The following is a 12,895-nucleotide window of genomic DNA, read 5'->3' as shown; positions in this document are numbered from 1 at the left end:
GTTCCTCGGCGGGGCCGGCCTGCGCGGTCCACACCGAGGTGGCGGTGGCCACCGCCGTCACGCCGACCGCCGCCGCGAGCACCCGCCCGTACCATCCCCGTTCGCCACGCCGCGCCATGTCCGCCCCGCTCCTCGTCGTCTCTGTGGTCACGTGCACCCATCAGGACGGAAGAAGAACGGTGCGGGATCCGTCTGTTACCGATCACGGACAATTCCGCGGGCATTTCACGACACAGCGGCCGCGACCCGCGGAGCACGGATCCAACTGCCTTGTCTCCACGGCGACTCCACGGCAAGGAGAACCGACGCTCAGACCCTGCGCCAGCGCGCCAACGCGAAGGAGAAGAGGCCGAACAGTACGACCCCGGCGGCCACGAGCACCAGCAGCCACGGACCGAACGGGGTCTGGGCGAACGACCGCAGCGTGTCGTCCAGCCCCTTGGCCCGGTCGGGCCGGTAATCGACTGCGGCGCGCAGAGCGAAGGCCCCCGCCGCGGCGAACACCAGCCCGCGCGCAGCACCTCCGCCCACGCCTGCGATGTCCACCAGTCGCCTCAAGCCCGGGGACATCTCGCCGAGCCTGAGGTCCTTGTGGTACTCGCGCCGGACGGCCCGGACCCCGATCCAGACCCCCGCCACGATGATGCCGACCGCGACGGCGCCCACGATCCACTGACCGGCGGGCACCCCCAGAGCCCTGGCCGTGACGTCCCTGGACTGCTCGTCGCTGGATGAGCCACCCGTGCCGGAACCGGTCGCGAACGACAGCACGGAGTAGGCGACGAACGCATAGAACACGCACCGGACCAGCGCCAGCAGCCGTTTCCTCACCTTGCGGCCGTCCGGCCCGACGGCGCCGAACACCGCCTCGGACAACCGCCACACGGCCATGCCGGCGACCCCGATGCCCAGCGCCCACAGCAGTACGGCACCGAACGGCTCCTGCGCGATCTCCGCGAGCGCACCACTGCGGTCGGCCTGCCGGCTGCCGTCGCCGAACGCGATCCGCAGTGCCAGCACGCCGACCAGCACGTAGATCACTCCCCGGGCGGCCAGCCCGGCCCGGGCAGCGGCCTGCGTCAGTGAGCCGACCTCGCCCCCGGACCGCGCCCGTCGGGCATGGGTCATGGCACTCGTGTTCATCTCGACCTCCCCGAATCCGTGTGCCCCCGCACCGCGTTGACACACCAGGCCGGCACACGTGTCGGGGAGGCGCGGCGGGTACGAAGGGGAGGTGAAGCCTGAACGGACGTACCTCCGTTGCCCTGTTCAGGGGGTGCGCATGGCTTCCCGCATCGTCCGTGCGGTGCCTGCGGGGTCGTAGGTGTCACTGACGCCGTCGACCAGGATGATGTCGCCGTCGATGTGCCGGGAGCGCAGTGGTGCGATCTCCTGGTACGCGGGGGAGTCCCACCAGGCCCGGGCCTCGGCGAGGCCGGGGAAGCCGATGACGACCACGTGTCCGGGCCAGCTGCCCTCCTTCACCTCGTGCTGTGTGGCGTGTACGAGGAAGCGGCCGCCGTAGGGGGCGAAGGTGGCGGTGATGCGCTCGATGTACTCGGCGATCTCCGGGTGCGGGGCGGCTTCCTGCAGGTGGGCTATCGCGTAGGCGGTCATGGCGTCCTTCCGGTCGGCCGGGCTCTGTACGCCGACGATCGTGGCATGCGCTCCGTTCCGGAGCGATGACCTCGGAGGTAAGCGGCCCCGGGCGGCGGCGTGTGCCTGCCGTCCAGGGCCGGTGCCTTTCCGCCGGTGCCGGCCTACGCGCTCTTGGGCGCCGCCTGCTGTACGACCTCGAAGGACCACAGCGTGGACCCGCTCGCCGCCGGCTTGGGGCGTTCGCCTCCTGCCGTGTCACCGCCCTGGTGGGCCGCCTTCATGGGGCCCTCCATCCATGCCTGGAACGACTCCTCGTCCCGCCACCGCGTATAGACGAGGTAGTTGTCGGTTCCGTCGACCGGCCTGAGGAGTTCGAACCACTCGAACCCGTCGGAACTCTCCACGGTGTGCGCCCGGGAGGCGAAGCGCTTCTCCAGCGTCTCCCGCTGCTCTGCGGGGACGGTCAGTACATTGATCTTGACTACGCTCATGGTCCCATCCTGCCGCAGGCCGGCCGGCTGACGCGGAGCGGCTCGTCCACTCACGCGGAAGGTCGGCGGCACGCCGCGCGCCCGAGGCGGGCAGGCCCGCTCCGGGGCTTGTCCCCGCGCATGGCGGGGTGCCCGTGATCGGTCTCGTCGCCGTGAGGTCACACTGGGGTCGTGAACGAAGAGTCAAGGGCCTTGCACGAGCGACTCGCCCGGTTGGAGCAACTGCTCACCGCGGCCCGCCAGGAGCCGGCCTGGCGGCGGCCCACTCGCGACGAGTCGCGCTGGGCCGTGAGCGCGGCCGTGGTCGCCGCGGTCGCCCTGCAACTCCTGCTCCCCGAGCGGCTGGCCTTCCGGCCGGTGTGGCTCCTGCCCACGCTGGAACTGTTGTTGCTGGTAGTGCTGCAGTGGGCCTTCCGGACCCGTACGAGACGGGGGGCCTCGCTGCTGCGCGCGGGCGGGCTGGCGCTGGCCGCCCTCGTCAGCGTAGCCAACGGCTGGTCGGCGGCGCTGTTGATCCGGGGGCTGGTGCGCGGTACCGAGGGCAGTGATGCCGGGGCGCTGCTGATGACGGGTGCGGGCATCTGGCTGACCAACGTCATCGTCTTCGCTCTGTGGTACTGGGAGTGGGACAGGGGCGGGCCGGCGGCCCGGGCCGCCGGCCACCACGACTACCCGGACTTCCTCTTCCCGCAGATGCAGAGCGGGGAGTTGGCGCCGGCGGACTGGGAGCCGGCGTTCGCCGACTACCTCTATGTCTCCTTCACCAACGCGACCGCCTTCAGCCCCACCGACACCATGCCCCTGTCCCGCTGGGCCAAGCTGCTGATGGCGTCCCAGGCATCCATCTCCTTGCTCACCGTGGCGCTGGTGGTGGCACGGGCGGTGAACATCCTCAGGTGAAGCGGCGCACCTGGCCGGGAGGCGGTACGAGAGCGATGCGCTCAGCGTGTCGAGCGGACCGCGTTCAGGATCAGCTCGGTGACAGGGCTCGGGTCGCTCACGGCGACCGCGTGCGGTGCGCGGACCCTGATGGTGTGCGCGTCGGCGCGGTCGGCCATCCACTGCTCGGCCGCCGGCGGGATGTTGCGGTCCTCGGTGGCCACGAGGTACCAGCTGGGGATCTTCTTCCAGGCCGCGGCGGTGGCCTTCTCCCGCAGCGCGGCAAGGGCGATGGGACGTTGCCCCGCGGCCATCACCTGAGCGGTCGTGACCGGCACACCGGCCGCGAACTGCTCCCGGAACAGCTCCTTCCTGATGACCAGTTCCTCACCCTGTCCACCTCCGGGCAGCGGGTAGTGCTGGGCCGAGGCGGCCTGCGCCAGAGTGCTGCCGGGATACTTGTCCGTGAGCTCCAGCGCGCTCTCGCCGATCTCCGGTACGAAGGCGGCTATGTAGACCAGCGCCTTGACCCGGGCGCGGCCGGCCGCGGCGAGGCTGATGACCGCTCCGCCGTAGGAGTGGCCCACCAGCACGATCGGGCCCGGAACGCTGTCGAGCACACTGCCGATGTAGGCGGCGTCGCTCGTCAGCCCGCGCAGCGGCAGTGCCGGTGCCAGAACGTGGTGACCCCGCCGCTGCAGCCGCTCGACAACCGCGCTCCAACTGGAGGCGTCGGCGAACGCGCCATGGATCAGGACGATGGTGGGTCTGCCCTCGTGCGGGTGCCGACGGGCCGGCCCGTCGGCACCCGCCGACGGCGCTGAGAAGGCGGGAACGGCGGTGCCCAGGGCGGCCGCGCCGGCCAGGAGGGAGACGGTGACGGTACGGCGGGAGATCGGTGCGTTCATCCTTCACTTCCTAGGGTGATGGCAGGAGTTCCTCCCCCGGGCCGGGCGGACGCGCGCGTGTGAGCGGCGCCGGCCGGGGGGCATCGGTGTCGGCTTCGGCGTGGTTGCGGACGGCCGCCGGCCGCCGGCCGCTGGGCGCCTACGGGTGCGGTCCGTGGCCGGAGGGCGGCCGGGACGCCGGGAAGCCCTACCGAGCGGTGGCCCGGACCGCCTCGACGATCAACTCGGTGACGCGCTCGGGGTGGGCGAGCATCACCAGGTGGGAGGAGTCGACCTCGACCGTTGTCATCCCGGCCCGCCGGTAGCCGTAGCGCTCCACATCGGGGTTGATGGTGTGGTCCAAGGAGGCGACCAGACCCCAGGAGGGCTTGGTCTTCCAGGCCGCCACCGGCGCCTTCTCGCCGAATGCCTGCGCTGCCAGCGGACGTTGGGAGACGGCGAGGACGGAGGCGAGACGGGGGTCGACGTCCGCGGCGAAGATGGACGGGAACTTGTCGATGTCGACCGACACGTCGGTCCCGGGCGTGGACGAGCCCTCGACCGGGAACGGGGTGTAGACGAGCGCCTTGGCCAGGTCGGAATCGGGGAACCGGCCCTGGAGTTCGCCGAGGCTCTCACCCTCCTCCAGTGCGTAGCCGGCCAGATACACGAGCGCCCGTACGTTGTCCTCCGCGCCGGCGACGGTGATGACCGCACCGCCGTAGGAATGTCCCACCAGGACGACCGGGCCGGGTATCTGGCGGACGAGCGTGGCGATGTAGTCGGCGTCGCCGAGCAGGCTGCGGTTGGGTACCGCCGGGGCCACCACGTCCAGGCCGCGGGCGATCAGTTCGGGGATGACGCGGGCGTAGCTCGACGCGTCGGCGAAAGCACCGTGGACCAGAACGACGGTCGGGCTGCCGGAATCGGTCATGGATGACTCCTTGTCGATGGTGGTGACCGGCCGAAGTGCTCCGGCGCCGGGACGGGCGCGATGCCGACGGCGGTCCGGCGGATCACCAGGGGCGTGAGAGTCCGGGGAGACGGGGCCAAGAGCGGGGCCCGGGGACGGCCGGTACCCCGCACCAGGAATGCCCCCGTGGGGACCCGTCGATGGTTCCGAGCCGGCGGAGGGCCGCCGGCGCCAACGAAAAGGTATGGGGGAGCGGCACATGCGTTTTGTCTCTCCGCGCACGGGGTCTGACCTGTCCGCGTCTGTCGGCCCGGGCTGAGCGTGTCCTGCGGGATGGATGGATAACGTGGGGTTCCTGGCCAGTGATCAACTGCCGATGTTTCCCCGAGAAGGGAGTTCCCGATGGCCGATGCGCCGATCCTGGTGCTTGCCGCGACCGGTGGCCAGGGCAGGGCGGTGACCGACGCCCTGCTCGCCAGGGGGGCCGGGGTCCGGGCGCTTGTGCGGGATCCCGCACGCAGCACCGCGCGGGAACTGGCCGACCGGGGCGCCGAAGTCGTGGCCGGGTCCTTGAGCGACCGCGCGTCACTCGCCGCGGCCATGCGCTCGGTGGCCGCGGTGTTCGCGTTCACCACTCCCTTCGAGGCCGGCCCGGAGGCCGAGGTGGCCCAGGGGCGGGCGATCCTGGCCGCCGCGCACGAGCAGCGCGTACCGCACCTCGTGTTCAGCTCGGTGGCCGGAGCGGACCAGGAGAGCGGGGTGCCGCACTTCGAGAGCAAGGCGCGCATCGAGGCCGAGTTGCGTTCGGGTGATGTGCCCTACACGATCCTCGGGCCGACCTACTTCTACGACAACGCGCTGGGCGGAGCCGAGCGGATCCTCGGCGGGGCGCTCGACCTGCCGCTGCCGTCCGACCGGCCGTTGCAGCAGCTCGACCGCGCCGACCTCGGTGCCTTCGCCGCCGCGGTGCTGCTGAACCCCGGCCCGTACGCGGAGCACCGCATCGAGCTGGCCAGTGACGCCCCGACGCCCGCCGACATGGCGGCCGCGCTCGGTACGGCCCTGGGACGCGACGTGCGCCATGCGCGGGTACCGCTGGCGGCGGTGGCCGATCCGGACATGCACGCGATGTGGACGTTCCTGAACGGGCCCGGCTATCAGGTCGACATCCCCGCGCTGCATGACGCCCATCCCGGCATCTCCTGGACCCGCTTCACCGACTGGGCGCGCCGCACGTTCGCGGGTGCCGGCTGAGGGCGCCCCTCAGCGCAGACCACGAACTATGACATGATCTCTTTTATGGTTGAATGACCGTCCGATCCAGGGTCGGCCGGACCGGGGCGTACGGGCCACGTACCGGAGGGGTCCGGAAGGCGGAGACGGGGGAGCGGCACGGGCGTCGCGGTGGTGAAGAGGGCGGGGTAACCGAGGTCATGAGCGGTGCGGGCATGCCCGGGGACGGTGCGGCCGGACCGGTCCTGACCGGACGGGACACCCATGTCGCCGTCATCCGCGCGGCGCTGGCCGAGATCGCCTCCACCGGGACGTCGGTGATCCTGCGCGGCGATCCCGGCCTGGGGAAGACCGCGCTGCTGAGGGTTGCCGAGGCCGAGGCCCGTCGCGCCGGTCTGCGCATCCTGCGGATGACCGGCGCCGAAGCGGAGTGCGGCCTGCCGTTCGCGGCCCTGCACCAGGTGCTCTGGCCGCTGCTCGACGACACGCACGCTCTCCCGGAGGAGCAACGCGACGCACTGGAACGGGCCTTGGGCGTGCGTGAGGGCGCACATCCGGAGGTTCTCACGGTGGCGGGTGCCGCCCTCTCCCTGCTCGCCCACGCCGCCGCCCGCCGACCCGTCGTCGTACTCCTGGACGACCTGCAGTGGGCCGACCCGTCCAGCACCGCCGTGTTCGGGCACGTCCAGCGGAATCTGGCTCCCCTTCCCGTCGTCGTCATCGGGGCGAGGCGGCACCTGACGATCGTGGCCCGGCGGCATTCCGTCGTGAGCCCGGGGGAAGGGAACGAGACCGAGGGGCTGCCGGGCCGGGTGCTCGACCTGCGGCCACTGGACGAGCGGCAGGCCGAAGCGCTGCTGAGCGCCCTCCACCCGCACCTGCCCGACCAGGCACGCCGCCGGGTGCTGCGCGCCGCGGGGGGCAACCCGCTCGCGCTGCACGAACTTCCGGTGCACCTGCGAACGGCGGCCGCGGCCGGCTCCGCCCACCCGGCGGACGCGCGGGCAACCGGCGTCACCGAGCTGTTCGACGAGCTGCCCATGGGCGAGCGACTCGGACGCCTGTACGAGGACGAAGTGCGCGCCCTGCCGGACGGCGCCCGGCGTCTGCTGCTGCTGGTGGCACTGGGCGGCTCGTTCACGCAGCGCGTCAGCGTGCTGCGCGACCTGGCGGACCGGGCGGCGGGAACCTCCTGGACGGAGGTCCGGAGCCAGTTGGACGCCTCCGGCCTGGCCCACACCGAGCCGGCGTCGGACCGCCTGTCCTTCCACCATCCGCTGGTGCGCGCCTGCCTGGTGCACCTCGCCTCGCCGGCCGAACGCCGGGCGGCCCACCGGCTGCTCGCGGACGCGCTCCCCGTGCTGAGCCCGCGGCGGACCATGCACCTGGCGGCCGCCGCCATCGGCACCGACGGCGAGCTGGCCGCGCTGGTGCACGCCGAAGCCGACACGATGGCCGCCCAGGGCAGATCCGCGGAGGCGGCGGGAATGATGGCGCGCGCGGCGGGTCTCAGCCCGGACGCGGCGAGCCGGACGGCCCGTCTCGTCGCGGCCGCTGCGATGGCGGCACAGGGGGGACGGCTGCGCCTGGCGGCGGCACTCGTCGCCGAGGCGGAGACCGAGGCCCGCCCGGGAAGGCCCGAACCCGCCGACCAGTACGCCTTCGCCGTCGCCTGCACCCGGCTCCAGCTGGACGCCGACCCGGCACCGGCGATCGAACTGCTTCCCGAGGTCCTGGACCGGCCGGCCGCACCGATGGCCGGGCAGCAGCGCGCGGCCCTGCTCGAACCACTGCTCTTCCTGCTCCTCGTCGTCGCCGTGCACACCGGGGACGAGCGGGCGTGGGCCGCCTGCGAACACCGGCTGGCGGACGCCTGCGAGCCGGCGCTGCTGTGCCGACGGGCATGGTCCGGCCCGTCCCACGTCGTCCATGACGTGCCGCGCCGGCTGCGCGCCGCGGTCGCGGCTCTGCCCGAGCACCGGGAGACCCCCGCGCTCCGGCTCCTGCTGTGGACGGCCGCCGCCGTCGACGCCGTCAGCGACAACGACCAGCTGTGGAGCCGCTTCGCAGGCCGGCACGCGTACGCCACCCAGGCCTTCGTCGACATCGTCCGCGCCCACGACGACTTCCTGCACGGCCGCTGGGACGCGTCCCTGGAGGTCTCCCGCCGTGGCGCCGAGGCCTCCGCCGCCTGCGGGTACGCCTTCAACGAGACGCTGTTCCGGCTGAACGCGGCCCAGGTCCTGGCCGCCCGTGGGGACCGCGCCGGTCTCGCCGCGCTGGCGACCGCCGTCGGGACCTCGGCCCGCGAGCGGCGCCTGCGCCTCGTCACCGAGCGCCTGCACGCGCTGAAGGTGGTGTGCGCACTCGGCCACGGCCGGAGCGACGAGGCATGGCAGCACGCGCAGGCCCTCACCCCGCCCGGGACCGTTCCGTCCCGCGCCCCCTGGTTCCATCTCTCGCTCGTCGACTGGGTGCAGGCCGCGGTCGACACCGGACGGAGGGCGGAGGCCCGGCGCCACCTGCGGGCGGTGGACGCGGCCGGAATCGCCCGCACGTCGCCCCACCACAGCTTCCTGGTGGCGGTCGCCGAGGCCCTCGCCGCCGACGACGAGGAAGCGGAGCGGCGGTTCGCGGCCGTGTACGCCCTCCAGGGCGCCGACACGTGGCCCTTTCCGCTCGCCCGGGCCCGTCTGGCGCACGGCGCGTGGCTCCGGCGGCAGGGCCGACCAGGGCCCGCCGCCACTCACTGCGAGGCCGCGCTCGGCGCCTTCACCCGCCTCGGTGCCACAGCCTGGGCCGTACAGGCGTCCCGGGAACTCGACGCGGTGAACGGCGACAGCCGAACGTCCGGCGACGGAACCGGACACCATCCCCTGCTCTCTCCGCGGGAGCTGAGGATCGCCGAACTGGCCGCCGAGGGCCTGACTAACCGTCAGATCGCGGAGCTTCTCGGTCTGTCACCGCGTACGGTCGGCGCCCATCTGTACAAGATCTTCCCGAAGCTGGGCGTCACGACTCGTGCAGGAGTGGCTCGTGCGCTGGAGGAGACCCGGGAAGCGCCCTGGCCAGGGCCGCGCGCGAGGTGATGCCGAGTTTGGGGAAGATCCGGTACAAGTGCGCCCCGACCGTGCGGGGGGACAGGTGCAGGGCGGCGCCGACCTCCTTGTTCGTCAGTCCGGTGGCGACCAGCCGGGCGATGCGCAGCTCCTGGGGCGTGAGCGCGTCGGTGTCGCTGTCCGCGGCCCCGGACGAGCGGCGGACGGCACGCAGTTCGGCCCGGCACTGCTCGACCCAGGGGGCGGCCCGCAGCTCGCGGAAGGTGCGGCAGGCGGTGTGCAGCAGCTCCTCCGCCTCGGCCCGGCGCCCCCGTCGCCCCAGCCAGGAACCGTGCGCCAGCCGCAGACGAGCCAGCTCGAAGACCCATCGGCCGGCGCCCGGCACGGCGTAGGCCGCCGCGTAGGCCGCGTCCGCCGTGTCGTCGTCCGCCGTCAGCGCGCTCGCCGCGGCCAGCAGGAAGGCATGGTGGCCGGAGACGCCGTCCATTCGTGCCGCCCGCCCGGCCGCCACCCGGGCGAGCGCCTCCTCGCGCCGGCCGCAGCCCAGGCTCGCGACCACGAAGTCGAAGAAGGGCAGGTGGAACCAGGCCGGTCCCCGTGACAGGGAGCCGGTCGGCAACATGCGCCGCAGACGGTCGTACGCCTCCTCGTGCCGGCCGTGCGCCAGGGCGACGAGGGCCTCCAGATGGTCCAGGCGGTCCGTGACGAAGCGCATCCGGGCCCGGGACGCGGCCGGCTCGATGCGCTCCCGTACCGCGCGCAGCCCCTGCTCGTCACCGCGGCCCGCGAGGAAGTGTGCGTGGTAGAGCCTGAAGAGCAGGGCGTTGCAGTGGTAGCCGAGCTCCTCCGCGGTGTCGGCCTCGCGCGGGCAGTCCTCGGCGGCATCCCAACGGCCCCGCAGGAACGCCCGATGGCACCGGGCCTTCGCGACGGACCCCGAAGTGGCGTAGGCGTGCTCCCCGCCGAAGAGCCGCAACAGGTTCGCATCGGCACCGTCCACCGCCGACGCCGCCCACAGCAGCAGCCAGGCGTTGCCGGCGTCGCGCCCGGCCGTCCCCCGCGTCACCATGGCCCGCAGCTCCGCCTCCGCACCCTGCGCCGTGCGCGGCGGGTCCGCCCAGGCACGGTGGCACAGGCGGGCGGCGGGGGAGACATGATCCCGGTGGCGCTCCAGCGTCTCCCACCCCCGGGGGTCGCCCGTGTACGCGGAGGCCAGCAGCAGCTTGAAGAACATCTGTTCCACGAGGTCGCCCGGGGCCGACGCGCCGGGGGCGGTCAGCGCGGCCAGAGCCCCGGGCAGGAGTGAGAACGACGACGCGAAGTCGACGTGGTGGCTCTGGTCGACGTACACCACCGCATAGGCGAACAGTGGGGCGACGTCTTTTGGCACCGGTCCCCGCTCGATCTCCTTCACCAGCCGCGCCGCGTACGCCAGGCGCCCGCCCCGGGCCGACATCACGGCCGCCCAGGTCAGCCGTCTCACCCGGCTCCCGGGGTCGGCGCTGAGGGCCGCCGCGCGGTCCAGGAGCAGCGCCCCTTCCGCGTCGCCACCGCGCAGCGCGATGCGCGTGCCGGCCTCCTGCAGCCGCGCGGCGAGGGGTTCCGCCGGCCCTTCGGCGGCCGACGCCTCGTGCAGCAGGCGGCGCGGGTCGTCCTCGGGAAGCCGCTCCGCCAGTGTCCGGTGGGCGGCCCGCAGCTCCACCGGGGAGGCGGAGGCGATGACGGCGCTGCGCACCAGCGGATGCCGGAACACCAGCCGCCCGGTGTGGTCCAGGCGCGCGAACCCGCCTGCCTCGATCGGCTCGATGACCCGTGCCGTGCCGTCCTGATCCGGCGCCGGCTCCCGGATCACGCCGCTCCCGCCCGCGCTGTCCAGCGCGGCGACCAGCAACGCCCTCGCCGCGTCCGCGGGGAGCGAGCGCAGCCGTCGTACGAAGAGCGCTTCCAGCCGCTGCCCGAGCGGCAGCCGCTCCGGCAGCGGCACGACGCCCTCGCGGTGCTCCCGCGCCAGCTGACAGGGCAACTCGGCCAGCGCCAGAGGGTTGCCCGCGGCCTCCTCCATCACCCGCTCGGCGGTGGCGGTCGCCAGCTTCGGATGCCAGCGCCGCAGCAGCGCACGGGAGTCGTCACCCGACAGCGCCCCGAGGTCCACCGGGTGCGCGGGCCATCCGTCCAGCGCCGAGCCGTCGGGGCGGCCGGCGCACACCATGACGGTCCGCAGGCCGGTGATCCGCTGGTGCAGGAAGAGGAACACCGCGGCACTGGAGGAGTCCACCCAGTGGAGGTCGTCCACCAGGATCAGCACCGGACGCCGGCGCGCCTCCTCCGCGAGCAGAGTCAGCGCGGACGCACCGACCATGAATCCGCCGGAGGGCAGTCCGTCCCGCAGTCCCAACGCCCTTTCCAGCGCGGTCCGCTGCGGCCGGGACAGTGCCCGGGAGTTCTCCAGCAACGGCCGGAGCACCTGGTGCAGTGCCCCGAAGGCGATGCCGACCTCCGCCTCGCTCCCCCCTGCCCGCAGGACCGTGAAGCCACTGCGCTCGGCGCGCGCGGCCGTCCAGTCCAGCAGCGCCGTCTTCCCGATGCCGGCGTCGCCCCGCAGCACCGTCGCCGAGCCGCCCGCCGCGGACCGGGCCCGCTCCAGGGACCGCTCCAGCAGCGCGCACTCGCGCTGCCTGCCGACCAGCGCCGTGTCCCCCGGACCCCTCTCCACGTCTGCCCCTCCTCGCCCTCCGGACAGCATGGCACGGCGGTGTTGTCCCACAGCGCACGGTTGTTGTCCGTGCAGGAAGAGACGGCCCGCTCCTGTGCCGTTGCGCACCGGACACCCTGAGGCTGAAGTCCGTGGACTCGCTCCGTGTGCGAGGCCCGGCGCCGGAACAGACCCGGCACCCGTGGGAAGGGAACGCTCGGACGAAGGGGCCCTATGAGCCTGACACCCGCATCCGTCGGCAACGGCGATACCCGCAGTACCCGCCATGCCGACGGGGGCACATCCCGCACCCTCGGCTTCCTTCAGGTGCACACCGTTCGGGGACCGGCACAGACCTATGTCCACCTCCCCGACGACGGAGCTCCCGAACCCTGTCTGCTGCTGGGCCTCCACATCTCCGGCCGGGCGACCCTCGTCCGTCGGGGAACCGCGGGGGTGTGCGGCCCCGACGACCTCTTCGTCTGCGACGGAACCGAGCCGTTCACCCTCCAGGCGGCGGAGGACTTCACACTCCACCTGGTACGGATCCCTCGTCGCGCACTCACGCTCACCGACCACCAGGCACGGCTGCTGGGCGACCGGGACCCCTCCGCCGACGGCGCGGTGGCGCCACTCCTGGGATCCTTCGTGCGCGAACTCGTCGGCGCGCTGCCGGAGTACTCACCCCGCACGGCGCACCATCTGGCGGGCACGGTCGCGGAGTTGGTGACCCTGCTGGCCGCCGAGAGCGTCGATCCCGGACCACACGATGGCCGGGAGGACCGCCAGGCACTGGTCCGGCAGGTGCGCGCCCACGTCGACACGCATCTGTGGGACCGGGAGCTGACTCCCGCGAGCGTCGCCACGGCTCAGCACCTCTCGATCCGCTACCTCCACAAGCTCTTCGAAGGCCACGACTGCACGATCGGCCGGTGGATCCAGCACCGCCGTCTGACGGAGGCACGGCGGGAACTGGCCCGACCCGGACGGAACGACACCACGGTGTCCGCGGTCGCGAGGCGCTGGGGATTCGCGAGCGCCACACACTTCAGCCGCAGCTTCCGCGCGGCCTACGGGGTGTCGCCCAGCGACTGGCGGGACGCGCGGACCCGGGCCTCCCGGGGGCCCGCGAGCGCCGACGG

Annotated in this window: 10 protein-coding genes; 4 read left to right on the top strand and 6 right to left on the bottom strand. The window is 73.2% G+C overall.

The genetic code is table 11. The features are described 5' to 3' along the window. Positions 1–309: 309 nt before the first annotated feature. From C3488_RS37235 to C3488_RS37225, 3 genes are all read right to left on the bottom strand, one after another. Complete coding sequence (locus C3488_RS37235) at positions 310–1,143, bottom strand: DUF1206 domain-containing protein (RefSeq protein WP_103845285.1); 834 nt, start codon at positions 1,141–1,143, stop codon at positions 310–312. 126 nt (positions 1,144–1,269) lie between these two features. Continuing rightward, complete coding sequence (locus C3488_RS37230) at positions 1,270–1,617, bottom strand: DUF1330 domain-containing protein (RefSeq protein ID WP_103845284.1); 348 nt, start codon at positions 1,615–1,617, stop codon at positions 1,270–1,272. A gap of 143 nt (positions 1,618–1,760) precedes the next feature. Next, positions 1,761–2,090: an antibiotic biosynthesis monooxygenase gene (locus C3488_RS37225; RefSeq protein ID WP_103845283.1), complete on the bottom strand. Its 330-nt coding sequence runs from the start codon at positions 2,088–2,090 to the stop codon at positions 1,761–1,763. Positions 2,091–2,261: 171 nt separating this feature from the next. On the opposite strand from C3488_RS37225, the gene C3488_RS37220 reads away from it, so the two are divergent. Next, positions 2,262–2,990, top strand: coding sequence for a DUF1345 domain-containing protein (locus C3488_RS37220; protein ID WP_103845282.1), 729 nt, complete (start codon positions 2,262–2,264; stop codon positions 2,988–2,990). A 41-nt stretch (positions 2,991–3,031) separates the two neighbouring features. On the opposite strand, the gene C3488_RS37215 is transcribed toward C3488_RS37220, so the two are convergent. Both C3488_RS37215 and C3488_RS37210 read right to left on the bottom strand, forming a co-directional pair. Then, the gene (locus C3488_RS37215; protein WP_103845281.1) at positions 3,032–3,877 is read right to left on the bottom strand and encodes an alpha/beta fold hydrolase; all 846 of its coding nucleotides are present in this window, start codon (positions 3,875–3,877) and stop codon (positions 3,032–3,034) included. Positions 3,878–4,064: 187 nt separating this feature from the next. After that, positions 4,065–4,790, bottom strand: coding sequence for an alpha/beta fold hydrolase (locus tag C3488_RS37210; protein ID WP_103845280.1), 726 nt, complete (start codon positions 4,788–4,790; stop codon positions 4,065–4,067). Between the two features lie 381 nt (positions 4,791–5,171). Between C3488_RS37210 and C3488_RS37205 the strand changes: the two genes are divergently transcribed. Then, positions 5,172–6,023, top strand: a complete 852-nt coding sequence (locus C3488_RS37205; protein ID WP_103845279.1) for an NmrA/HSCARG family protein — start codon at positions 5,172–5,174, stop codon at positions 6,021–6,023. 194 nt (positions 6,024–6,217) lie between these two features. Further along, positions 6,218–9,091, top strand: coding sequence for an AAA family ATPase (locus tag C3488_RS37200; protein ID WP_181139352.1), 2,874 nt, complete (start codon positions 6,218–6,220; stop codon positions 9,089–9,091). Here the strand turns inward: C3488_RS37200 and C3488_RS37195 are convergent. Continuing rightward, a complete protein-coding gene (locus tag C3488_RS37195) occupies positions 9,015–11,774 on the bottom strand; it encodes a BREX system ATP-binding domain-containing protein (RefSeq protein ID WP_258053887.1) in 2,760 nt (919 codons plus the stop codon). The genes C3488_RS37200 and C3488_RS37195 overlap by 77 nt on opposite strands. Positions 11,775–11,987: 213 nt before the next feature. Here C3488_RS37195 and C3488_RS37190 point away from each other — a divergent pair. Further along, positions 11,988–12,895: AraC family transcriptional regulator (locus C3488_RS37190; RefSeq protein WP_103845276.1), on the top strand; the 908-nt coding region annotated here is incomplete at its 3' end.

This window comes from Streptomyces sp. Ru72 (assembly GCF_002920635.1).
GTDB lineage: Bacteria > Actinomycetota > Actinomycetes > Streptomycetales > Streptomycetaceae > Streptomyces.
The sequence above is the reverse complement of the archived record's forward strand: the minus strand, read 5'-3'. Positions and strand labels throughout refer to the sequence as shown.

Excerpts from the sequence above, each read along its gene's own strand:
- C3488_RS37235 (WP_103845285.1), bottom strand. The coding sequence starts at position 1,143 with ATGAACACGAGTGCCATGACCCATGCCCGACGGGCGCGGTCCGGGGGC.
- C3488_RS37230 (WP_103845284.1), bottom strand. The coding sequence starts at position 1,617 with ATGACCGCCTACGCGATAGCCCACCTGCAGGAAGCCGCCCCGCACCCG.
- C3488_RS37225 (WP_103845283.1), bottom strand. The coding sequence starts at position 2,090 with ATGAGCGTAGTCAAGATCAATGTACTGACCGTCCCCGCAGAGCAGCGG.
- C3488_RS37215 (WP_103845281.1), bottom strand. The coding sequence starts at position 3,877 with ATGAACGCACCGATCTCCCGCCGTACCGTCACCGTCTCCCTCCTGGCC.
- C3488_RS37210 (WP_103845280.1), bottom strand. The coding sequence starts at position 4,790 with ATGACCGATTCCGGCAGCCCGACCGTCGTTCTGGTCCACGGTGCTTTC.
- C3488_RS37205 (WP_103845279.1), top strand. The coding sequence starts at position 5,172 with ATGGCCGATGCGCCGATCCTGGTGCTTGCCGCGACCGGTGGCCAGGGC.
- C3488_RS37200 (WP_181139352.1), top strand. The coding sequence starts at position 6,218 with ATGCCCGGGGACGGTGCGGCCGGACCGGTCCTGACCGGACGGGACACC.